Annotated in this window: 20 protein-coding genes; 8 read left to right on the top strand and 12 right to left on the bottom strand. The window is 60.1% G+C overall.

Annotation, left to right across the window (positions count from 1 at the left end; translation table 11 throughout):
* Nucleotides 1–452 precede the first annotated feature (452 nt).
* From M8N44_RS07345 to M8N44_RS07330, 4 genes are all read right to left on the bottom strand, one after another.
* Nucleotides 453–1817, bottom strand: coding sequence for an efflux transporter outer membrane subunit (locus tag M8N44_RS07345; RefSeq protein ID WP_022396969.1), 1365 nt, complete (start codon nucleotides 1815–1817; stop codon nucleotides 453–455).
* Nucleotides 1818–1847: 30 nt separating this feature from the next.
* Nucleotides 1848–3212 (bottom strand): ABC transporter permease, encoded by a 1365-nt coding sequence (locus tag M8N44_RS07340; RefSeq protein WP_022396970.1) that lies wholly within the window; start codon nucleotides 3210–3212, stop codon nucleotides 1848–1850.
* Nucleotides 3209–3913 carry an ABC transporter ATP-binding protein gene (locus tag M8N44_RS07335; RefSeq protein ID WP_022396971.1) on the bottom strand — a complete coding sequence of 235 codons (705 nt, stop codon included), beginning with the start codon at nucleotides 3911–3913 and terminating at the stop codon, nucleotides 3209–3211. The genes M8N44_RS07340 and M8N44_RS07335 overlap by 4 nt, the downstream gene beginning before the upstream one ends.
* Before the next feature lie 66 nt (nucleotides 3914–3979).
* Nucleotides 3980–5377, bottom strand: a complete 1398-nt coding sequence (locus M8N44_RS07330; RefSeq protein ID WP_022396972.1) for an efflux RND transporter periplasmic adaptor subunit — start codon at nucleotides 5375–5377, stop codon at nucleotides 3980–3982.
* A 329-nt stretch (nucleotides 5378–5706) separates the two neighbouring features.
* Between M8N44_RS07330 and M8N44_RS07325 the strand changes: the two genes are divergently transcribed.
* The gene (locus tag M8N44_RS07325) at nucleotides 5707–5853 is read left to right on the top strand and encodes a hypothetical protein (protein ID WP_180975132.1); all 147 of its coding nucleotides are present in this window, start codon (nucleotides 5707–5709) and stop codon (nucleotides 5851–5853) included.
* A 455-nt stretch (nucleotides 5854–6308) separates the two neighbouring features.
* Here the strand turns inward: M8N44_RS07325 and M8N44_RS07320 are convergent, their stop codons facing one another.
* From M8N44_RS07320 to M8N44_RS07305, 4 genes are read right to left on the bottom strand one after another with little or no spacing between them, the layout of a single operon-like run.
* Nucleotides 6309–6719 carry an NUDIX domain-containing protein gene (locus tag M8N44_RS07320; RefSeq protein WP_102727967.1) on the bottom strand — a complete coding sequence of 137 codons (411 nt, stop codon included), beginning with the start codon at nucleotides 6717–6719 and terminating at the stop codon, nucleotides 6309–6311.
* Nucleotides 6716–7222 (bottom strand): metallophosphoesterase family protein, encoded by a 507-nt coding sequence (locus M8N44_RS07315; RefSeq protein WP_102727968.1) that lies wholly within the window; start codon nucleotides 7220–7222, stop codon nucleotides 6716–6718. The genes M8N44_RS07320 and M8N44_RS07315 overlap by 4 nt, the downstream gene beginning before the upstream one ends.
* On the bottom strand, nucleotides 7219–8196 hold the full coding sequence (locus tag M8N44_RS07310) for an RsmB/NOP family class I SAM-dependent RNA methyltransferase (protein WP_102727969.1): 978 nt from the start codon (nucleotides 8194–8196) through the stop codon (nucleotides 7219–7221). Before M8N44_RS07310 ends, M8N44_RS07315 begins: the two co-directional genes overlap by 4 nt.
* A 4-nt stretch (nucleotides 8197–8200) precedes the next feature.
* Nucleotides 8201–9160 carry an ROK family protein gene (locus M8N44_RS07305; protein ID WP_022396977.1) on the bottom strand — a complete coding sequence of 320 codons (960 nt, stop codon included), beginning with the start codon at nucleotides 9158–9160 and terminating at the stop codon, nucleotides 8201–8203.
* A 223-nt stretch (nucleotides 9161–9383) separates the two neighbouring features.
* Between M8N44_RS07305 and M8N44_RS13930 the strand changes: the two genes are divergently transcribed.
* From M8N44_RS13930 to hemC, 7 genes are all read left to right on the top strand, one after another.
* Entirely contained in the window at nucleotides 9384–10208 is an 825-nt protein-coding gene (locus tag M8N44_RS13930) for a TraR/DksA family transcriptional regulator (protein ID WP_180975133.1), read from the top strand.
* Between the two features lie 33 nt (nucleotides 10209–10241).
* A complete protein-coding gene (gene rpmG / locus M8N44_RS07290; protein WP_022396979.1) occupies nucleotides 10242–10415 on the top strand; it encodes a 50S ribosomal protein L33 in 174 nt (57 codons plus the stop codon).
* Nucleotides 10416–10448: 33 nt separating this feature from the next.
* A complete protein-coding gene (rpsR, locus tag M8N44_RS07285) occupies nucleotides 10449–10694 on the top strand; it encodes a 30S ribosomal protein S18 (RefSeq protein ID WP_022396980.1) in 246 nt (81 codons plus the stop codon).
* A 107-nt stretch (nucleotides 10695–10801) separates the two neighbouring features.
* Entirely contained in the window at nucleotides 10802–11596 is a 795-nt protein-coding gene (folE2, locus tag M8N44_RS07280) for a GTP cyclohydrolase FolE2 (RefSeq protein WP_102721342.1), read from the top strand.
* Nucleotides 11597–11617: 21 nt separating this feature from the next.
* On the top strand, nucleotides 11618–12376 hold the full coding sequence (ccsA, locus tag M8N44_RS07275) for a cytochrome c biogenesis protein CcsA (RefSeq protein WP_022396982.1): 759 nt from the start codon (nucleotides 11618–11620) through the stop codon (nucleotides 12374–12376).
* A gap of 20 nt (nucleotides 12377–12396) precedes the next feature.
* On the top strand, nucleotides 12397–13398 hold the full coding sequence (hemA, locus tag M8N44_RS07270; RefSeq protein WP_240454337.1) for a glutamyl-tRNA reductase: 1002 nt from the start codon (nucleotides 12397–12399) through the stop codon (nucleotides 13396–13398).
* Entirely contained in the window at nucleotides 13388–14323 is a 936-nt protein-coding gene (gene hemC, locus M8N44_RS07265; protein WP_180971773.1) for a hydroxymethylbilane synthase, read from the top strand. Before hemA ends, hemC begins: the two co-directional genes overlap by 11 nt.
* A 382-nt stretch (nucleotides 14324–14705) precedes the next feature.
* Here the strand turns inward: hemC and M8N44_RS07260 are convergent, their stop codons facing one another.
* From M8N44_RS07260 to M8N44_RS07245, 4 genes are all read right to left on the bottom strand, one after another.
* Entirely contained in the window at nucleotides 14706–15062 is a 357-nt protein-coding gene (locus tag M8N44_RS07260) for a DUF488 domain-containing protein (protein WP_102721345.1), read from the bottom strand.
* Nucleotides 15063–15237: 175 nt separating this feature from the next.
* Nucleotides 15238–18072: an autotransporter family protein gene (locus M8N44_RS07255; RefSeq protein WP_102721346.1), complete on the bottom strand. Its 2835-nt coding sequence runs from the start codon at nucleotides 18070–18072 to the stop codon at nucleotides 15238–15240.
* A gap of 480 nt (nucleotides 18073–18552) precedes the next feature.
* Nucleotides 18553–19254 carry an epoxyqueuosine reductase gene (locus tag M8N44_RS07250; protein ID WP_102721347.1) on the bottom strand — a complete coding sequence of 234 codons (702 nt, stop codon included), beginning with the start codon at nucleotides 19252–19254 and terminating at the stop codon, nucleotides 18553–18555.
* Between the two features lie 70 nt (nucleotides 19255–19324).
* A complete protein-coding gene (locus tag M8N44_RS07245) occupies nucleotides 19325–21277 on the bottom strand; it encodes an O-antigen ligase family protein (RefSeq protein ID WP_102721348.1) in 1953 nt (650 codons plus the stop codon).
* Nucleotides 21278–21550 lie beyond the last annotated feature (273 nt).

The raw sequence follows: 21550 nt of genomic DNA, 5'->3' as shown, positions 1-21550 counted from the left end.
AGAGATGACAAATCTCTTCTGCCTGGCATTTCATCAATTAATAACAAGGACAGTGATTGTCTGATTGTTGGTTGCCGGACTTCAACCGATTTTGATGTGCTTCGGTATTCTTTTTACCTGTTGCTGAACATTCTTGCTTCCATTCTCATTTCACAGAATCCAGGTACAGTTTACAGTTGCATGAGGCATCCGTATCAAATGATTTTATTATTTTCCCCTTTTGATTTATTTTCTGTAGAAATGGAGAAGCAAGGAGCTTCAAACCTATGGGCCAAGAGGTTCATCATAATTTCATTTGGTAGCTGAATTTACCGGGAACCGGAAAGTTTTACAGGATCAATGAATGCGAAAACAAGAATCTGACCCGAAAGATCGGCAATTCTCAATTTATTCAACAATCAGAGTCCCGTTTTTCAGAAATGGAAATTCTTGCCTACTTAATGGAGCAGGTTTTACCATCCGCCGCCCAGGGCGCGAGCGAGCTGCACGACGGCTTTGCGGATGTTCTGCTTCATGGTGACCAAGGATTCCTCGGAGCTGAGCCAGGAGCGCTGCGCGGTGATGACGTTCAGGAAGTCCGTCTGGCCGTTGATGTACAGGGTGCGGGAGAGAAGGAAGGCTTCTCTGTTGGCGTTGTTTTCCTTGTGCAGGTATTGCATCTGGGAGGTGTAGTTGCCGTAGGCGATCAGGGCGTCCTCCACCTCGGAGACGGCGGTGATGAGCGTCTTGCGGTAGGTTTCCGCGGCTTGTTCCGCCGCGGCTTTCTGGGCGCGCACCGTGGCTCTCAGGGCTCCGCCCTGGAACAGGGGCTGGAGCAGGTTGCCGCCCAGGGACCACGCGTTGTTGTTTTCCCGGAAGAGCTGGCCGAAGTCTCCGCCGCGGCTGGAGAGGGATCCCGTCAGGCTGAAGCGGGGGTACAGGTCCGCCACGGCTACGCCTACGTTGGCTACGGCCACGTGCAGGTCCGCTTCAGCGGCGATGACGTCGGGCCTGCGCCGCAGGAGTTCGGAGGGGAGGCCGACCGGCACGACGGGCGTTTTTTCAAAGACGGAGGCTTTGGGGAGCGTCAGCTCCACGCGGGAGTTGTACGTGCCCAGCAGCACAGAGAGCTGGTTTTTGGCGGAGGCCACCTGTGCTTCCAGCGCCGGGATGCGGCTTTCCGTGGAGGCGACGGTGGAGGTGGCCTGTTCCACGTCCAGGCGGGGGGCGAATTCCGATTTGTAGCGTTTTTCCGCAATGGTGAGGGTGTTGCGTTGGATTTCCAGCTGTTCCCGGGCGATGCGGAGCTGTTCGCAGGCGGTGATCCAGTCAAAGTAGGCCGTGGCGACGTCCGCCAGCAGGGCCGTGCGCACGGCGCCCGCGGAGGCTTCCGTAGACATGAGGGAGGCGCGGTAGGCCTCAATGGAACGCCGGTTGCCGCCGAAGAGGTCCAGCTCCCAGGAGGTGGACGCCCCCAGGGTGAAGTCCTGGGAGGTGGAGCTGCGGAAGCCCCGGTCCGGGGACAGGCTCCAGCCGGCGCTGGCATCCGCGGAGGGCAGCAGGGAGGCCTGGGAGACGCGGAGCCTTTCCCTGGCTTCCCGGATGCGGAGCAGGGCTACCTTCATATCCGGATTGTTGTTGAGGGAGGCGGAGACCAAGCGGTTGAGCTGGGGGTCCCCGAAGATGTTCCACCAGGAGCGCAGGTCCTTGTCAGAGCTGCGGGGGGGCCTGCTCTCCGCCCAGGCGGCGGGGAGGTCGTTGGCCGGCGGCCGGAAGTCCGGGCCTACCATGCAGGAGCTCAGGCAGCATGCGGCCAGGAGAGGGAGATGTTTGAACATGGATGACATGGGAAAGGAAGAAGTAAGGTGTTATTCGTGTCGCAGGGCGTCGATGGGGTCCATCTTGGACGCCTTCCAGGACGGATACCATCCGAAGGCCAGGCCGATGAACACGGAGACGCCCACCGCCAGGGCCATGGCTTCCGGGGAGGAGGCGGTGGCCCAGTTCATGGTGCGGCTGACGATGATGGAGATGGCCTTGCCGAGCGCGATGCCCAGCGCGCCGCCCACCACGCAGAGCAGAACCGCTTCCAGCAGGAACTGGCGCATGATGTCCTGCGGACGGGCGCCCACCGCCATGCGCAGGCCGATTTCCTTGGTGCGCTCCGTGACGGAGACGAGCATGATGTTCATGATGCCCACGCCGCCTACGACCAGGGAGATCATGGCCACGATCATCAGCAGGTTGGTCATTACCTCCGTGGTGCTGCTCATGGCGCGGGACATTTCAGCCATGTCCCATACCCGGAAGTCGTCCAGCTGGCCGTCCTTGAGGTTGTGCTTGGCGCGGATGACTTCCGTGATCTGGTCGATCGCCTCGGAGGAGCGCTCCGGGTCCGCAATCTGCGCCATGATGGAGTCAATGTTGTTGAAGCGCCGCGGGTGGGGGGCGTCCGTGTAGGGCTGGTCCGTGGTTTCCGTGTAGTAATCCACGGAATTGGCGGTGTATTTGTCCGCCCGGTTGAAGGTGGTGGTGGATTTGCCGGAGGAAGTGGAGGCGGAACCGCCGCCCAGGCCCTGGAGGCGGTAGCGGATGCTCGTCCAGGGCAGGATGATGGAGTCGTCCTGGTCGCGGCCCATCATGTTGGCGCCCTTTTTCTGGAGGATGCCGATGACCTTGAACATGACGTTCTTGATGCGGATGTCCTTGCCCAGCGGGTCTTCATCCCCGAAGAGCTCCCTGGCTACCGTCTGGCCGATGACGCACACGCGCCTGGCCTGCTCCACGTCTTCCTCGGAGAAGGGCTGGCCGCGGTCCATGTCATACCAGCTCTTGATTTTCAGGTATTCCACGGAACCGCCTTCCACGGTTTCCGGGCTCCAGTTCTTGTTGCCGTAAATGACCTGGCCGCTGGCGCGCACTACGGGCGTGGCGCGCAGGACCATGGGGCAGTCCTTCGCGATGGCCTCGCAGTCCGCGTTGGTCAGGGAGGCCCGGCCGCCTGCGCCGGTATTGACGCCGCTCTTGGAGATGGCGCCGGGGCGGATGTTCAGCGTATCCGCCCCCATGGAGGCGATGGTGTTTTTAATCTGGAGCGTGGACCCCTGGCCGATTTCCACCATGGCGATCACCGCTGCAATGCCGATGATGATGCCCAGAATGGTGAGCGCCGCGCGCATGGGGTTGCGCACCAGGGCCTTGATGCAGGTTTTAAGGAGGGGAAGGAATTTCATACGTCGTCTTTGCTTAGCGTGTCGGAAATCCCTTCGCAGATGAGGCCGTCCGCCATGTTGATGGCCCGGTCCGTGAAGGCGGCTATTTTGGGGTCGTGCGTCACCAGGATGACCGTGATTCCCTGGCGGCGGTTCAGGTCCTTGAACATGTGCAGCACTTCCTTGGAGGTGGTGGAGTCCAGGTTCCCCGTGGGTTCGTCCGCCAGCAGGATGCTGGGGTTGTTGATGAGGGAGCGGGCGATGGCTACGCGCTGCTGCTGGCCGCCGGAGAGCTGGGCCGGGGTGTGGTCCATGCGGTCGGAAAGGCCCACCAGGTTCAGCAGCTCCACCGAACGCTCACGCATGGCCTTCATGCTGAGGGTGGGGTGGGCGTACACGGCGGGCATCATCACGTTTTCCAGGGCGGTGGTGCGGGAGAGCAGGTTGAAGTTCTGGAAGACGAAGCCGATGCGCTTGTTCCGGAGCGTGGCGCGCTCTGCGGCGTTGAATTTGGCTACGTCTTCCCCGGCGATGTAGTAATGGCCGGAGGTGGGGCGGTCCAGGCAACCCAGGATGTTCATCAAAGTGGACTTTCCGGAACCGGAAGCCCCCGTGAGGGAGACGAATTCCCCCTCCTTGATGTCCAGGGTGATGCCCTTGAGCACTTGAAGGTCTATTTCCCCCAGGTGGTACACCTTGGTTATGTCACGTAAGCGGATCACGTTGTTGTAGTGCTTGAAGCGGTAAAAAGGAATGGTTGAGCGGGTGGATGGAGGCGTTTCCCCGGATCAGGGAGGCGGGGGCGGGCCGCCGTTGCCGGAGGCGGAGGGAGCCTTCGTGTTGCCTGTGCTCGGCTTGCGGCGCGGCGGCATCTTGGGCGCGAACGGATTTTCCCCGCCGGCGGAGGCGGAAGCTCCGTCCTCCGAGTTGCCGGAGCGGTTCAGTATCTGCGCCGTGGAGACGATTTCCATGCCTTCCCGGAGCGTTTCTCCCGTGATGGCCGTCAGCATGCCGTTGCTTTCCCCCCTGGTGACCAGGTGGGGGTAAAGAAGATTGTCCCGCAGTTCCCAGACCACGGCTTTTTTCTTCTGGCCGTTTTGGGCGGGAGCGGCCAGTTCCGGCTGCATCCGTTCAAAGGCCGCCTTCTGCTCGGCGCTGACCAGTTCCGTTTCCGGACGGAAGCGGAGCGCGGCGTTGGAGACGAGGAAGGCGTCCCGGATGTCCTCCACCACGAATTGGACGTTTGCCGTCAGGTAGGGGATGAGGAGCTTGTCCGGGTTGGGCACGTCAATGTCCACGATGTAGGTGACCACGTTGGAGGTCATAGTGGCGTCCAGACGTATCTTGTCCACTGTTCCCTTGAATTTGCGGCCGGAGAAGGCGTCCACGGTGAACAGGACTTCCTGCCCTTTGCGGATGCTGCCGATGTCCGCCTCATTCACGGCGGCCCAGATTTTCAGCTTGGAAAGGTCTGTGGCAATGTAAAACAGGCTGGAGGCGCTCATGCTGGAAACCACCGTCTGGCCTATGTTGACCAGGCGCTTGACCACCACGCCGTCCACCGGGGACTGGATGGTGGTGTATTCCAGGTTGCGCATTTCCTTCTTAAGCGCGGCTTCCGCCTGTTTCAGAGAAGCTTCCGCTTCCTGCAGGGAGGCTTCCGCCACGGCCACGTTGGCGCGTGCGGTCTCTTCATCCGCAATGTACTGGTCGTAGCTGGACTTGGAAAGGGCATCCCCTGGCCCCAGCTTTTCCGCGCGTTCGCGGTCCAGCCTGGCCTGCTGGTGCTTGGCCTTGGCCTGCTGGATGTCCGCCTTGGCGCGGGCGATTCCGGCGATGGCCTGCGCCTTGGAGGCTTCCGCACGCTGAACGTCCAGCTGCACGGGCAGCTTGTCAATTTCCGCGAGCATCTGGCCCGCCTTCACCGGGCTGGAATAATCCACCACCTTGCCGTCCAGATCCTTGCCGAACTCCATGATGATGCCGCTGACCTGGGCGCCCACGTCCACCAGTTCATCAGGTTCCGTGACGCCGGTCGCGTCAATGGTGATCATCAGGTCCCCCTTCTCAAGAGGCTCTGTCTGGTAGTCCACCTGGATCGCTTCGTTCCCCTTCCACTGTTCCCAGGCGAACCAGATGCCTCCGAGAACGGCAATGACGATGATGAGTTTGATGAATCCCTTCACGACTATAATATACTTCGCAATAATGAAAAAGTTGCACAGATGTTAAAAACTTTTTCGCAACAGGGCGTGATCCTACCATGATTTCCGGAAATGTCTAAGGGTTTATTTTGTTCGTTAACAGTTGTTATTTATAAACTAACAATATTACATTATCGTAATGGACTGTCCCTTTTTTATGGATTTGTAAGAATATGGAGGAAGGCCGTTTCCGGAATGGTCCCAGGAATGAATTGATAACCATCGTGTTTCATCCATGGGTAAAAATTGGCACGCTTCTTGCTGGATACAAGATGAAGGATCGCACGATCCGGAAACAACCAATCAACCATATGTACAAGAACGATTTATTTGACCTGATGTTCAGGCTGCTTCATTCCTTCTGCCGTTCCTCCCGGCCGCCCCGGAAGGAGCGGGAGCGGAAGGCCCGGAAATATTTGAAGGCCATGGTGGCGAACGCGCGCATGCGTTCCTTTTAAGCGCGTGTGCGCTTCCTGCCAGGAAATGCCGTGGGGCGCAGAGGTGCGGGGAAAAGCAATAAAAGCAGCCGTGCCGGAATGCTTTGATTCCGGTGCGGATTCAAGAGGGGCCATCGGGAAAACAGGCCCCGGCGGGGTTCCCGGCTGCAAGGGAAAGAGAAAGACACCGCTGCACCGTCTCTGGCTGTGAGCCACGTTCCCGTGCCTCAATAGAGCGGGGACTTCCGCCGCTGTTTTGACTTTTCCGGTATAGGACATAGTCAGCCCTGCGTCGGGGCTGCCCCCATTAGGTTGTAATATCGGTTCGGGCCACTTTGCCAGGTAATGACGAGTGCAGCAGCCACCACCTTATATACCCCAGAAGGGGGAATGATCCAAGGTGTTTTTGGAATCTTTTCAGACATGCGCAGGCAATCCTCCGCGGAGTGGTTGAAGCTGAACGGGCTGCCGTTTTGTCAGCGGTTTTCTTCCATCCACTGCCTTAAAACGGGGAGGTCTGCGGGAGCCCAGGGCAGTTTTTCCAGCATGCGGCCGGAGAAGAAGCCCAGGCTTTCGTGTTCCAGGGGCCGGGGCAGGGCGCAGGGCTCCAGACGGCACAGGAAGGGGATGAGGCGGATGATGCGTTCCCTTTCCCGGTGCCGGACGGGGGTGAGCATGCGGACGGGATGGACGGCGCATCCCAGTTCTTCCCGTATTTCCCGGATGATGGCGTCCCGGGCGTTCTCTCCGGGTTCCACCTTTCCGCCGGGGAATTCATAAAAAAGCCCGTTGGACTGCCCCGCTTTCTTTTTGGCTCCCAGGAGAAGGGTTCCTTGTGCGGAGGGCAGTTCAATCAGGGCGCAGCAGACGTCCAGGATGTTCATCATGCGTTGAAATCCAGAGAATGCAGGTTCATGATGCGGGAATCCGTGTCCAGAATGCCGAAGCCGATGCGGCCGGTCCTGCCCTGGAGTTCCCCCGGATTGGCCAGCAGGCACCCGCGGTACATTTCCCGCACGGCCTGGTGGGTGTGGCCGTACAGGGCGGCGTCCACACTGCCGCTGCGCGCTTCCTGCATGGCGTATTTGGGATAGTGGGAGAGGGAGAACTTCATGCCGTACCTGGTGAGCAGGACGTGTTCCGGGTGCAGGCGCGCCGCCGGGGAGCAGACGGCCAGTTGGCGCATAATGGCAAGCTCGTAGTCGTTGTTGCCCGGAACGGCGTCCAGAGGGAGGCCCCACGTCAGTTCAATCAGGCGCTGGAAGCTCTCCGGGGTGGTGCAGTCGCCCAGGAACATGAAATGTCCGCAGTCCAGCAGGCGCATCTGGCGCATCGCAAGCTCCAGGTGGTCCGTGCGGTCGTGCATGTCGGAAAAAACGCCTATCTTCATGGTGTTGGTCGGTTCATGGCATGGATGGGCCAGGCCTTCAATTCGTCCGGCAGGGGAGGCTGGGGCGCATGCTCTCCCTCCCGGCGCAGCAGGCAGGTGAAGCCGCCCGCGCCCGCGCCGTGAAAAGGCATGAGTCGGTAGCAGGCCTCCTGCGTCAGGGCGGAACGGAAAGGCTCCAGCTCCGGCACGGCTGCGGTCCGCAGGTCCGGACAGCGTTTCAGCAGGTACAGGACGTTCCGTTCGTTCTCCTCCGGGGCGTAAGTGCATGTGGTGTACAGCAGATAGCCTCCGGGCGCCAGGCACTGGAGGGCCGCCAGCAGAATGCCCCGCTGCCGCTTGGCGTTGCCCCCGGTGACGGAGGGGTTGAAGCAGCCGGGGTTGGGAATGCCCTTGGCCAGCAGGGATTGACCGCTGCACGGGGCGTCCGCCAGAATGAGGTCAAAGCAGCCCGGGGCCAGCTCCGCCCACTGGTCCGGGCGCAGACGCTGGGTATATACGCCGGTGAAGCCGCAGCGCAGCAGGTTGTGGCGCAGAATGCCCAGGCGCTTCGGGTGCACCTCGTTGGAGACGTGCTCCCGCGGGGCGATCCGCGTCTGGGCCAGAATGCTTTTCCCGCCGGGAGCCGCGCACATGTCCAGGCAGCGTTCCGGCCGGAACGGCAGATGCGCCAGCGGAGCCGTCTCCCAGACGGAAGAGAGGTCCAGGGGATAGTAATAGCCGCGTTCGTAGTCCGGCAGGGAGCCGGGTCTGGCCTCCGCTTCTCCCGCCGGGAGCGCCAGGATGGAAGGGTGGCCCCAGTCCCGCGGCGTTTCCTCCGCCGGCAGGGGCGGCAGGTAGCCTTCCGGAGCTTTCGGGGTGATGACCAGCGCGCTTCTGGAACGGTCCCCTGCCTGCATGGCGTCCAGAAAATCCTGCTCCTGTTCCGCTGTCAGCTCCAGCTTGCGGGTGAGCCTCAGTATTTGGGAGGTGGACACGAGATCAGGCCCGGAACGTTTCGCCGAAATGGGTGTTGAGCGCCAGATGGGCGGACCCCAGGATACCCGCCTCCGTGCCGAACTGGGCGGGGAGGATTTCAAGATGCTCCACCAGCGGAGCGGCAAGCTGGGTCTTCATGATCTCCTGAAGGGGCTGGAAGAGCAGGGTCTTGGCCTTGGCCACGCCGCCGCCGATGATGATGGCCTCCGGGTTCAGGAGGTAGCAGCAGTTCATCAGCGCGCAGGAGAGCTTTACGGCCAGGTCGCGCCAGACCTGCGCGGCTACTTCATCCCCCGCCAGCGCGGCCCGTTCCAGGGCGATGGGGTTGCAGTCCACAATGGCCTTGTCAACGCCGTGGCTGGCATACAGGGTGCGGGCGTCCGCCGCTATTTCCCGGTTGCCCACGTAATCCTCCAGGGAACCGCGGTTGCCGTAATGGCCCAGCCGCCCCCGGTAGTCGATGCTGGTCTGGCCCAGTTCCCCGGCGGAGCAGGTGGCCCCGCGCAGGAGCTCCCCGTTCACGATGAGTCCGCTGCCCACGCCGGTGCCCAGGGTCAGGCAGACCAGGTGCCTTTTCCCCTTTCCGGCTCCCAGCTTCCACTCCGCGTAGGCCATGCAGTTGGCGTCGTTCTCCACGTACACGGGCAGTCCGCAGGCGGCCTGGAGCATGTCCCTTACCGGAACGTTGTTCCAGCCGGGCACGTTGGTGAGCGTATAAACGGTGCCCTGGTAAAAATTGACGAAGCCGGGCATCCCCATGCCGATGGCCTGCACTTCCGGATGGTTCAGCCGCAGCATGTTCACGAACTGGGCGATGGCTTCAATCAGTTGGTCGGGATTGCCGTATTCCTGGGTGGCGATGGAAGGCGCGTGCGCGATCACTTCCGTGCCTTTGACGACCCCCAGCTTGATGGAGGTGCCCCCGAAGTCAATGCCGATGGAGGGAATGGTTGAAGCTGTCATATGGTACCAATATAGAATTTTGCCGGGCATTGAAAAGGTTAAAAGAAGTATGCTTCCGTTAAAAAAAAGGCAGGCGGGGCAGCGGGAAAAATGACTTGTTTCATAGCTGAATTTTCTTGAATGAACATTTGAGCGCTTGTAGTGTCTCATAGTCTAGTCAGTTGGGCGGTTTCGCCCGCTGTTCGTGAAACATCGTCAACCTCAGCCCATAGAGACACCTCCTATGCCTACTCCCAAGAAAACCGATAGCAAGACCGTCGCCAAGGAAGCTCCGGCCCCCAAGAAAAAGACCTGCGGGAAGTCCGCCTGCAAGACCGCTGTAGAGCAGGAGGCTCCGGCCAGGAAAAAGTGCTGCAGGAAAAAGGCCGCTGAACCGGAAAAAGCCGCCAAGCCCGCCAAAAAGGCCGCTGCCCCCGCGGCTGCTGTGGAAAAGAAGACGGAACCGAAAACGGCCCGGAAGGCCCCGGCCAGAAAAATCGCTTCCTCCCCCGCCGCCCCGGCTCCCGCTGCCGCAAAGAATGAATTGACGGATGAGCAGACGGAAGCCATCGCCGCCGCCAAGGCTGAACTGGCCGCCAATCCGGAATGGGAACCCTTTGTGCAGATGCAGCGCCAGCATCTGATGGACCTGCGCGACAGGGCCCTGGACAACATGAGCGGCGTGGCCCGCGACACCCTCCGGAACCATCCGGAAGGCAGTGAAGCCTCCGGCTCCGGAGAACACCAGGCAGATGCCGGGAGCGACGCCTATGACCGCGACTTTGCGCTCAGCCTGCTTTCCAAGGAACAGGACGGCCTGTATGAGATTGAACAGGCGCTCGCCCGCATTGACAACGGAACGTACGGCATCTGTGAAATGTCATACAAGGTCATTCCCATCCTGCGGCTGGAGGCCATTCCCTTCGCGCGGCTCACGGTGGAATGCCAGGCCCAGTGGGAAAAGGAAAAAGGGCAGAACGCCCGGTTCCGCCCCAGAGTGGCCCTGGGCTTTGCGGGAGGACAAAATGATGTAGATTTATCTGTTTCTCTTGACGATGACGAAGAATAGTGTATAAATCCTCCCCCGTAACACATTTTCATCATGCCAAGAGACATCATCATCCTCGAATGCACCGAGGCTAAAGCCGAAGGAAAGCCTACGTCCCGCTACGTCACCACGCGCAACAAGAAGAGCCTGCGTACCCCCGGCCGCCTGGAAAAGGTTAAGTACAATCCTTTCCTGAAGCGCCGCACGCTTCATCGTGAAATGCGTTAACCGCGGTCCAGCTCATCGATTATCTTTATTACTATGTCCACTGAACCCAAGACTGTAGAACGTCGTATTCGTTTCCGCACGTGCAATCGCCAGATGCCGCGCCGCCGTCTCGACATCCCGATGGATCAGGTCGATCTGCTCAACCCCGATTTCCTGTCCAAGTTCACCTCTGAAACCGGCAAGATTCTTCCCCGCCGCGTGACCGGGCTGTCCGCCAAGATGCACCGCAAGGTGACCCGTGAAATCAAGCGGGCCCGTTCCATCAACCTTCTGCCGTAACAAGCCCCAAGGAAATCTCTTTCGGTAGAAATTGTCTTTGCAGGCGGGAGTTTGTCCGGTAACAGGGCAGACTCCCGCTTTATTTCCAGCCAACATCCTCCTTCCGCATGCAGGAACTGAAAGATACCCAGTCCGAGACGGATACGCGCAATATCTCCATTGACCGGGTGGGCGTCAAGGGGCTGCGCTTTCCCATCCAGATCCAGGACAAGCTCAACCGCATCCAGTCCACCGTGGCGACGGTTTCCCTGGCGGTGGACCTGCCGGAGGAATTCAAGGGCACGCACATGAGCCGCTTTGTGGAGGCCCTGCACCAGCACGGCCCCCTGCTGGACGTGCATACGGCCCTGGCCATTCCCCGGGAACTGCTCCGCCGCCTGTCCGCGCGCCGCTCCCATGTGGAAATGGAGTTTCCGTTCTTCCGCGCCAAAAACGCCCCCGTAACCGGAATTGAAGGACTCATGGACTACGTGGTCCGGTTTGAGATGGAGGCGGAAGCGGATAACAAGCTGGCGGACTTCAAGCTGACGGTGGTCGTCCCGGTGACGACGCTCTGCCCCTGTTCCAAGGCCATGAGCGCCTATGGGGCCCACAACCAGCGCGGGCTGGTCACCTACTCCGTGCGCTTCGCCTCCCGGCCCGTCTGGATTGAAGACCTGATTGACCTGGTGGAATCCTGCGCCAGCTGTTCCCTGTACAGCGTGCTGAAAAGGCCTGATGAAAAATGGGTGACGGAAAAGGCTTATGAAAACCCCGTCTTTGTGGAAGACCTGGTGCGCAACGTGGCGCTGAAAACGCAGAGCCACTCCGCTTTCAGCTGGTACCGGGTGGAGGCGGAAAACTTTGAATCCATCCACAACCACCAGGCGTATGCCGTCATTGAACGGGACCTGCGTTCCTGAGCTGCTTTCCGTACAGGACTTATGAACGACAACTGGTGGGCCATTGCATCTCTCGTCCTGTCCCTGGCTTTTACGGGGCTTGGCTGGCGCCTGCTGGCCTCCGGCCGCCGGTTTTTATACGCCCACCTCTGGATGGCGTGCCTCTTTGCGCTCCAGACGGGGGCGCTTTGCGTCAAGGCGTACCAGACGGGGATGTGCCCCATCCGCGGCGCGTCGGAGGTGCTCTTCTTCCTCTCCTGGACCATCAACCTCTTTTACCTTCTTCTGGGGCGCGCCTACCGCATGTCCGTGCTGGGCATCTTCACCGCTCCGGCCATTGCCGTGCTGACGGCGCTTTCCCTGCTGATCGGCCTGTACGGCGCGGATGTGCAGGGCACGCATGACTTCTGGGTGACGGCGCACGTGGGCGTAGCCATGATGTCCTACGGAGCCGGAGGCCTGGCCGCCGCTGCGGGCGTGGCGTTCTGCATGCAGAACGAATGCCTCAAAAGGCGGCAGATACCCGGCACCTGCCGTCTTCTGCCCCCTATCCGCACGCTGGAAGCCAGCATGAAGCGTCTGGTTCTGGTGGCGTTCCTCCTGCTTCTGGCCGGGGAATGGCTCGGCTGGCAGAGGCATCTCCCCATCAACGGGGCCAAAACCTCCATCGTCATTCTGCTGACGCTGGGCTACAGCATTCTGCTGTGGTTCATCTACCGCCGCGGCATGCCGGGGCGCGCCCTGGCCTACTGCTGTGTGGCCCTCTTTATTGCATCCATGAGCATTTTCCTGGTAAGCTGATGAGAATGGTTTGTTTAGGCTTGAATCACCGGACCGCTCCCGTGGAAATACGGGAGCGCTTTGCCGTGCCGTCCCACAGGCTCCAGGAGGAGGGGCGGCGCATCCGCTCCCTGCCGGACGTGGACCAGTGCGTAGTGCTTTCCACCTGCAACCGCATGGAAATCTACTACTGGTCTGACAGGCCGGAAAGCGCGCAGGAACACATCCTGTCCCACTTCCTGGGAGCGGGCCGCGGGAACGTGGACATGGCCTCCCACTTTTACAGCCATCTGGGGGCGGATGCCCTGGAGCACCTGTGCCGCGTCCTGAGCGGGCTGGACTCCATGGTGCTGGGGGAAACGGAAATCTTCGGGCAGGTGAAGACGGCCTACCAGATGGCGCTGGACGCCGGAGTGACCGCGGCCTGCGCCAACAAGACCTTCCAGAAAGCCTTCACCATCGGCAAGAGGGTGCGGACGGACAGCCAGATTCACGCCGGAGCCACCTCCGTGGGGTCCGTGGCCGTGGAGCTGGCGGAACAAATCTTCGGCGACCTTTCCGGCACCCGCGTCCTCATCCTGGGAGCCGGGGAGATGAGCCGCGTCACGGGCCGCGCCCTGCACGCCCGCGGGGCGGAGGGCATCTATGTAGCCAACCGTTCCTTTGACCGGGCGGTGGAACTGGCGGGCATGATCGGCGGCCAGGCCATCCGGTACGACGTGTGGGGGGACTACCTCAGGGACATTGACGTGGTGGTGGCCGCCACCGCCGCCCCCCACTGCATCATCACCCGGGAGACGCTGCTGCCGCTGCGCGCGCCCCGCAAGTACCGCTCCCTCTTCCTGATTGACATCTCCGTGCCGCGCAACATCTCTCCGGACGTGGCGGATATTGACGAGGTGTACCTCTACGATATCGACACCCTCACCCAGCTGGCGGATGAAGCCAAGCGCAGCCGGGAGCAGGAAGTCTCCCGGTGCGAAGCCATCATCCAGGACAACATCTCCAAATACTTTCCGGACTCCGCGCTTTATGACCAGTAAAAACACCCTTATCATCGGCACCCGCGGGAGCGCCCTGGCGCTGGCCCAGGCGGACATGGTCCGGGCCGCCCTCTCCCTCCGTTATCCGGAACTGGACGTGCGCCGGGAAATCATCCATACCACCGGGGACCGCCGCACGGACGTGCCGCTGGCGGACGTGGCCCGCGTTTCCGGCATCGTGGACAAGGGAATCTTCATCAAGGAACTGGAAACCGCCCTCCTGGAAGGCCGCATTGACGTGGCGGTGCACAGCCTCAAGGACGTGCCCAGCGAGCTGGCCCCCGGTTTCACGCTGGCCGCCGTGCTGCCCCGCGCCGCCGTAGAAGACGTGCTTATTACGAGGGAGCCGGACTGGAACGGCTCCGGCACGCTGGCTACCGGAAGCGTGCGCCGCCGCCTGATGGCGCGCACGTACTGGGGTTCCGGCCTCCGGTTTGAAGACCTGCGGGGCAACGTGCCCACGCGCCTGGCGAAGCTGGCGGAGCATCCCGGCTGGGACGCCGTAATTCTGGCCAGGGCCGGACTGGAACGCCTGGGGCTGTATGCGCCGGAAACCCTCGTGGAGGGGAGGAAGCTCTACATGCGCCCCCTGCCGGTGGAAGCCTTCATTCCCGCCGTGGGGCAGGGCATCGTGGGCATGGAATGCCGCTCTTCCGACCGGGAGACGATGGAAATGCTGGCTGGAATCAGCGATCCGGAAGCCTTCGCCTGCGCTCTGGCGGAACGCGCCTTCCTGGTGCGCCTGGGAGCGAGCTGTTCCACGCCCGTGGGCGTTTACGCCCGTTTGGAAGGGGATGAACTGGTCCTGCGTGCGGCGTACTACGCGCCGGGCAGGGAAGAACCTTTTGCCGTGGTGGTCCGCGGGGACCGGAAGGAGCCCGGGGCCCTCGGCCTTCGTGCGTTTGAAGAATTGGACCTGCGCTGACGGGGTGCGCTCTTCCGCTTTTTCCGGAGCGGACAGGGATAAAAAAAGGTTCCGGACCAAGTCCGGAACCTGAATTAAGCAGAGAGCTCACGGGGAATTAATGTTTTTCCTTGGAGCTTGAGCCTTTATCGCTCATAAACTGCCCGGTTGAAGCATCGCGCTTGACGCGCTGCCCGGTTTTGTTCGTGGTGGTTTCGGAGCGCTTCTTGGAAGAACCGCTTTTGTGATTTCCACCCATGTGGGAACTACTTGCCATGTTGTTTCACCTCCTTTCCATTTTCTTCGCCTGTTCATGAACGAGAGAAGAAATCCGGCCATATCATAGGTCCCTGTGACAGCATTTGGGCCTGTAAACGGCGCTTGTTCAAAAATGCGCGCCTGCTTATGAAGAAGACCGCTGCATAAGATAATCCCTCAGGGCCGCGGCTTCATTGTGGTCCCTCTCCCTGGCGGAATACAGCAGCGTAAGCTTTCCCTTCCGCGCGAGCTGGAGCAGATGGGAAACGGCCTCCTTGTTCCCGTCCAGTTCCTCGTCATACTTCCGGCGGAAGGCGTCCCATTTGGCCGGATCATGCGCAAACCACTGGCGGAGCGCCGTGGACGGAGCCACATTTTTCAGCCATTCATCCCAGGAAGCCTTTTCCTTGGAAATCCCGCGGGGCCAGAGACGGTCCACCAGCACGCGGTAGCCGTCTCCGGTTTCCTTCGGGTCATAAATTCGTTTGATGGTTATATTCATACGAAAAAAGTCTGATGAAGGAATAGAGCGGGCAAGGCTTGCTTTTGTTGAGCTGCGTCGGGACATGCGCCGCCCGATGCCGTGAATGGAAACGGCTTGGTGATGGGGAAAACGGCAAAAAAACGGCACCGTTCCGGAGAGGGGACGGTGCCGGAGAACATGTGGCTGAAGACACTTAAAATTCCATCATAACGCCTGCTCTTCCGCTCTGGTTCAGCTGCCGGTTGCCGGCTTCCAGACTGTAATCCACGCCCGCGCTCCAGTTGCCGGACAGGCTGACATGGAATCCGGCGGAAGCCTCCAGGACGGTACGGCCAGGGTTGACGGCCATGGCCGTCCAGGAGCGGGAGGTTCCACGTACGGAAACATGCGGCGTTTTCCGGTCCAGATCGTGCGCGATTCCCGTGCGGACGTAGCCTGCCGCTTCCCGTCCCAGCAGGGAGCCGTTCCGGTGGAACTCCACCCCCAGGCGACCGCGCAGGACATTCGCGGAGCTGTCTTCCAGATGGTAGGCATGGCGTTCCCCTGCGGCGGTGGAGGCGCTTTGAACGCTCCCCGCGTACTGGAGGCCGGAATAAAGGCCCAGCCGCGTTTTCCGGTTCAGCCTCCTTGTCCATGCTCCCTGTACGTCGAGCAGCCAGGTTCTGTCCTTCCATGAGCTTTCCAGGCGGTCTCCGGCCAGGTCCGGGGAAATAACGCCCCCCTTGCTGCGGGCGGTGCCATAGCCCCCCTGCACGCCCAGAAGCAGGGAATCTTCCGCGTTCACCTGCACGGACCGCGCCAGTTGGAAAAGGGCCATGACGGCGTCCTGGTCAAAGCTGCCCAGGTCATTGTTCACATCGTTCGTCCCGAAGCTCTGGCCGAAGGCGCCCCCCGCCGTCCAGACCGGGGAAAGATCGTAACTCCCGCCCACGGAATACCCGTGGGAGCGGAAGCGGTAGCCTTCCACCGCGGCCTGGGAGGCCTGGGTGAAATAATCCCCCGTGGCCGTGATCCAGAAAGCCGCGCGCCCGTCCGGCTTCAGCCGTTCTCCCTCCCTGGTTCTGGCGGCCTCTGCAAAACTGCGGAGGCTGCGCACGGCGGTCCACTGGGAATTGCCCTGCACGCCTCCCACGCCGGACGGGGGCCGCCAGCCCCCCGTGTCCGGTCCGGAAGGAACAAGGCCTCTATTCTGTCCGGAAAGGTAATCGAAAAAGGAACCGTCCACGCTGTAGCTCCACCCGTCGGCATCCACCAGCCGCACGCTTTTGGCTCCGTTGACGCTGTCCATCAGCTCCTGCGTCTGCCCCTCATGGGAAAAAATGAAGGGGTGCAATTCATCATAGGGAATGCTGAGGCGGCTGACGTCCAGAACGAACTCCAGGGAACCCGCAAAGGCGGCAATGGAGGAACCTTCCGTAAAATTCCATACGGGATTCTCTTCCGTGGCCGCCGCCATGGAATCGGTCATTCTGACGAGCACGGTATGGACGGCACCCGGCTTCACGGCATGCACGCTGTACTGGCCGTCCATCGTCGTAAAGCCTTCAATGATGAAACTGCTTCCCTGCCATGCATCCAGCGAGCCGCGGATGGCCGTTCCCTCCCCCATGCACAGGCTTCCCTGGTACAATTCCGTGTTGAATCCGTCAATGGAAGCTCCGTCCTTGAAAAAGACGGTTCCGTCCACGGGATAGCCTTCCGCACCGGGCTTGTTGATCGTCAATATGTTCCTGTCGTTCTCCCCCCGGATGCCGTCGTAAAAGACCAGGGAGCCGCCGTTCCCGGCGTAAAGGGCGATGCCGGTGGAAAACAGGGAGTGGATGGCATTGGAAGCGCCGCCGCCCCCCAGTGCCGGAACGTGGTCCCTGTTGCCTCGGAAAATGCTGTCCCGCCCGTTGGCGATAATCCGGAGCCGCCCTTCATTCGCAATGGCTCCTCCCTGCGCCAGGGACGCATCTGCGGAAGAAGCGTAATTATCGTAAAAGGAACAATTCACCAGCGTCAGCGTGCAGCCGATAAAATTGTGGATGGCCCCCCCTCCTGATGCCGTCTCCGTCATGGAAGAGACATGGTTGCCGTTAAAGACGCAGGAAACAAGCGTGCCCGTGGACCCGGATTCCAGGTTGAGCGCGCCTCCCCACGCACGGCCTGCGCTGGTGGAATGAGCCGTGCAGAAGGCATAATTCCCTGTAAAAGAGGCATTGCTCAGCTTGATGGAGGCATTGTTATTCAAGTTCACGGCTCCACCGGAGGCTGCATAACCCATGGCGTAATTCCCGTGGAATTCCAGGGCATCCCCTTCCAGGCGCGCCCCGTACGTGGCCATGGAGACGGCGCCTCCCGCCGCCGTGCTCATGCCATTGGCCCCGGCATTCAGGTAAGAAGTGTAATTACCGGAGAAACGGCAGTTGCTCAGGGTAACGGCGCCAAAGCTGGCAATGGCACCGCCGTACTGCTGGGGGCTGTTCAGACACGGTTCATGGAAGGAGACGTAATTATTGGTGAAATCGCACCCCTGGATACTCATCACGGAACCTGCCGCCCCGGCAAGCGCGCCTCCTTCTCCGTCTGTCTGGGAAACCATTCCGTTATTGGAAAAGGAACATCCGGAAAGAATCAGCCTGGCGTTCTCACCGTTGGCGATGGAGCCGCCGGAGGAAGAGGAAAACCAGCTCACGGCGGTATTGAAATTGCCGGTGATGGTGCAGTCGCTGATTTCCAGTGTGCCGCGGTTGTCAAACGCCCTGCTGGTGAAAACCTGGGCGCTCTGCTTGGTGGAGGAGATGGTGTGGTGGCCTCCATTCAGCGCCAGGGAAGTTCCCTGGGAGACGGTGACGGCGCCCCCGTTGCTTGTTACCTCTGCAACGGAACCGTCCCCGCTCAGGTCAAGTACCGTTTCAGTGATGGACTCGTCCTGCCAGTCCCGAACGAGGTCATCCCAGGAAATGGGGCTGGAAGCGGCTGCATGGGGCACGGCCTGTGACAGGAGCAGGGCGGCGAGGAGGGGGAGAGGAAGTCTCGGAGTCATTAATTTGGAATTTGTTCTTGGATTGGGTTTTGCGGCTGTGTCCGCAAAACTTCCCGAAGCCTGGGGGATTTTCAATCCGCAGAGACAGCGTTATGAACTTGAAACCAAGGGTTTATTTCTCTTTCATCCTATTCCTCCTCGTGTCCGGAAAAAGTGAATAAGCGTACCGGATAAGGCTTAAAAAATCTTGCCTTAAATGAATTATTGTTGACAACGGATTGAAAATCCGATGAATACAGAAATTTTATAAAATTACCCTGGGGAGATAAGCTGCTGGACCGGAAGTAACATTGAAGGCCTGCTCCAAAGCATGGGCTAAATGAATGAAGGACGCGGGTTTCCCTTCTTCGTCAGAAACTGTCCGGGGAATTCAAGGGAAATAAACTGGCGCTCCGCGCGGGATAATTGCTTGATTCACATGATTATCCAGTCGCCTGTTTCATTTCAGGAATAGTTCACCGGCATAAATCCTGAAACTCTTTATTTAATATTCCTCTTTTTATATATTTGTGTTCTGGAACAATGCACAAGGCATTTCAGGCAGGTGCTGCATCCATATATGTTAACGATCTCATCTCTTGAAACAGAGATGCTCCAAATTTTACCTTTAAGAACTTTTCTCTCGCAGATATTGACACAAGCGCTGCACCTTCCGCACTTTGGAAATGGAGGTTCATGTAATACCGTTTCCAGTGGAGCATCAGTTAAAACCGTACCGAGACATTGTGCTGCGCCATATTCGGGAGTAATTAACAGGTTGTTTTTTCCAATCCACCCTAATCCGCCAAGTAGCGCGACTGTTTTATGAGGTAATACTGACTCTTTGGTTTCATCATTGAATACGTCATCAGCCACCAGCCCCGTATCGGATTGCGATATGGCTTTATAACCCTTTCCGGCAATGAACCTGGCTAAATCGTCTGCTATTTCCCCCGCCTTATGTTCAGTTTGTGAAAATTCATCATCATCGAAATCGTAATTGTTATCTATCCGCGCTTGTACGTAATCGGGAGTATCAAATACCGTCCTGACATACTCTGCGGTCAGCGGGAGTACAAAGACAATGGCGTTCGGGAGTTGCCTGTTTTGCTTTTCGTCTAAATGGAATATGCTGACAAAACGTATCAGTTCCGCTCCCCGGTTTCTTAATTCGCTTTCTATTTCTTGATTCAAGTATTTCATATTTTCTTTTATCAGAACTTCATTTTAGAAAACGCAGGAACGGGGTTGGCCTGAAAATATCAGGACGCCCCTACTTCCGCCAGGAGGCATCGGGTACGGCTCCGCGGTATTGCAGTGTCAGGATCAGCATCTTGAGCTCGCTGAGGCGCAGGTCGTGTTCCTTCCTGACCTGGGGATTCAGAGAGCCGTGAAACAGCCATTGATCCGTCTGGGCGGACATCAGGCGCTGGGCCGTCAGCGCCATGGACAGGGCCTGCCCCGGAGACTGGGCCGCAATGGCCGCGCTCCAGGAATACAGCATATTACTGTAAATGGTGGTCCAGGCGAACATGCGGTCGTCAAACCTGCCGGGACTCTCCACATAGGGGCGCAGCAGCCTCTCCGCCTCCGCAAGGCGCCCCTGGCGGATGTAAAGCAGGCTTTTGGCCGCTGCCAGGCCGTGATTGCCGGGACTCCGCAATTCCGCCTCTTCCTCCTGCCGTTCCAGTTCCCTGAGCCGCGCCTCGTCTGGAGCGGCAGGACTGCCCACGGCATGCAGGATGCTGCGCCGCACCAGGTCCGGGTCCAGGCTGCTGGAAGCGGCCTCTTCCAGCATGGGAAGCCGTTCGTTGGAGGAAACCGGAACGGGCCGGAGGGAGGCCTTCCAGACCGGGAAAGCCCGGAACGCGTAGCACAGGGCCAGCGCCGCCAGCAGCAGCGCGGCAGAGGCCTGGAACCAGCGTCCGGCGCGCCGGGAGGCCTTCACCCGGGAAAGGGAGGCGGTGCAGGTAATGCCGCAGCACAGGGCGCTGGCGCCCAGCAATGCCGGATTGTGCCAGATGAACTCCCCATAGGCATGGAAGGCGGCGATGCACAGCACGCAGAAGGCCGCCGGCCCCAGGGGATTGGCGCGCTGGCGCTCCCCCGCCAGCTGGAGCACGCTCCGGAAGCCGGAAACGAGGAACAGGGCCAGCAGGGCCAGCATCAGCCCCAGCCCGGCATAGCCGTAGTCGCAGGCGGCCTGCGCGTACTCATGGTGGGCGAAATTGGGGAGGCTGGCCCCGGCAAAAAATTCCGTGGAAAGGTTGGTGAACATCCGGCTGCCGTGGCCGAACCATGGGGCCTGGTCCGCCAGCGCCCACGCCAGTCTGGACAGGTCCAGACGGCTCCCGAAGGAAAACGTATCCAGCAGGGAGGCCAGCTTTCCGGCTCCGTTGGCCAGGTCCAGCACGGCATAAGCCGCTCCCAGGAAGAGAAGCAGAATGAACAGGATGGCCGCCGTATAAAATTTCCTGTTATTGCGGAAAACGCTGGAGGTATAAATGAAAAAGCACAGGGTGACGCCAGCCAGCGCATTCGGAAAGGCGGCGCGGGAACTGCAGGTGAAGGAAACGAGAACGAGCGCCAGCCCCGTGAACAGGCTGATGCCCCATTTCCTGGCGGAAGCCATGCTGTACGCGCAGAGGAAAAATCCCGTGACGGACAGGAAATGAGCGGAAAAATTCTTGTACCCGAAGAGCCCGATGTTGCGCAGCTCCGTTCCGAACAGGGAATAATCCGGCCTGAACCAGGAGGCCTCCGTACCCGTCATGTTCTGGTACCCCCACAGCAGGGCGTTCAGCAATCCCAGCGCCGCCGCCAGCACGGGAAGAACGCTCCTTTCCCCATTCCCGGCTCCGGCATACGCCCCCGCCATGAACATGGCCATGGCCGTGACGATGAGGCCCAGGTCCGCCACTCCCTCATAGTAAAACCAGGGTGAAAACCACGCCCGCAGGAGGAAATAGCCGCCTCCCAGCCCCAGCGCCAGCCATCCCGGCAGCCCGGGGCTGGGAATCTTGTACCCCCGGAGGATGCAGAAGCAGAACAGCAGAAGGGCCGCCGCCAGAAGGCAGGCGGGAAGAAAAAGGGTGTGCCACTCCCCACCTGCCGCCGCCGTCGCCAGAAGGGCGTAAAAAAGGGCCAGCAGGGCCATCAGGGCTTTTCCGGCGGCGGTTTCAGCAATGCGTGGTGCGGAAGGCTTGCTGGGGGCGGGGTCTGGCATGGCTGGGAACGGGCTGGATGACGACAGGGAAGGTAACATTATAAACGCGGGACCCCCCCTTGCCAAGAGCAAGCTTCCGTACAGGACGGGATGGATGCGGCGGCCCGCGCGTTAAAACCGGATGGGCCGGAAAAGGGGGAGGAAAGGGAGATAAAAGGAATGGAGTGAAAAACGGCTTTCATGGAAGGATGGCATTTACCTCCTGTTTTGAAAGAAGGCTTTCAGGAAGCGCCGCATGCTTCTGAATGAATGCACGGACAAAGGCCGCACTTT

The organism is Akkermansia massiliensis, from assembly GCF_023516715.1.
Taxonomy (GTDB): domain Bacteria; phylum Verrucomicrobiota; class Verrucomicrobiia; order Verrucomicrobiales; family Akkermansiaceae; genus Akkermansia; species Akkermansia massiliensis.
Note: the sequence above shows the minus strand (reverse complement) of the source record. Positions and strands in the feature narration are given on the sequence as shown.

Bases quoted from the DNA above. Each gene is read 5' to 3' on its own strand.
- M8N44_RS07345 (WP_022396969.1), bottom strand. From the start codon at position 1,817: ATGTTCAAACATCTCCCTCTCCTGGCCGCATGCTGCCTGAGCTCCTGC.
- M8N44_RS07340 (WP_022396970.1), bottom strand. From the start codon at position 3,212: ATGAAATTCCTTCCCCTCCTTAAAACCTGCATCAAGGCCCTGGTGCGC.
- M8N44_RS07325 (WP_180975132.1), top strand. From the start codon at position 5,707: ATGTACAAGAACGATTTATTTGACCTGATGTTCAGGCTGCTTCATTCC.
- M8N44_RS07320 (WP_102727967.1), bottom strand. From the start codon at position 6,719: ATGATGAACATCCTGGACGTCTGCTGCGCCCTGATTGAACTGCCCTCC.
- M8N44_RS07315 (WP_102727968.1), bottom strand. From the start codon at position 7,222: ATGAAGATAGGCGTTTTTTCCGACATGCACGACCGCACGGACCACCTG.
- M8N44_RS07305 (WP_022396977.1), bottom strand. From the start codon at position 9,160: ATGACAGCTTCAACCATTCCCTCCATCGGCATTGACTTCGGGGGCACC.
- M8N44_RS13930 (WP_180975133.1), top strand. From the start codon at position 9,384: ATGCCTACTCCCAAGAAAACCGATAGCAAGACCGTCGCCAAGGAAGCT.
- rpmG (WP_022396979.1), top strand. From the start codon at position 10,242: ATGCCAAGAGACATCATCATCCTCGAATGCACCGAGGCTAAAGCCGAA.
- rpsR (WP_022396980.1), top strand. From the start codon at position 10,449: ATGTCCACTGAACCCAAGACTGTAGAACGTCGTATTCGTTTCCGCACG.
- folE2 (WP_102721342.1), top strand. From the start codon at position 10,802: ATGCAGGAACTGAAAGATACCCAGTCCGAGACGGATACGCGCAATATC.
- ccsA (WP_022396982.1), top strand. From the start codon at position 11,618: ATGAACGACAACTGGTGGGCCATTGCATCTCTCGTCCTGTCCCTGGCT.
- hemC (WP_180971773.1), top strand. From the start codon at position 13,388: ATGACCAGTAAAAACACCCTTATCATCGGCACCCGCGGGAGCGCCCTG.
- M8N44_RS07260 (WP_102721345.1), bottom strand. From the start codon at position 15,062: ATGAATATAACCATCAAACGAATTTATGACCCGAAGGAAACCGGAGAC.
- M8N44_RS07255 (WP_102721346.1), bottom strand. From the start codon at position 18,072: ATGACTCCGAGACTTCCTCTCCCCCTCCTCGCCGCCCTGCTCCTGTCA.
- M8N44_RS07250 (WP_102721347.1), bottom strand. From the start codon at position 19,254: ATGAAATACTTGAATCAAGAAATAGAAAGCGAATTAAGAAACCGGGGA.
- M8N44_RS07245 (WP_102721348.1), bottom strand. From the start codon at position 21,277: ATGCCAGACCCCGCCCCCAGCAAGCCTTCCGCACCACGCATTGCTGAA.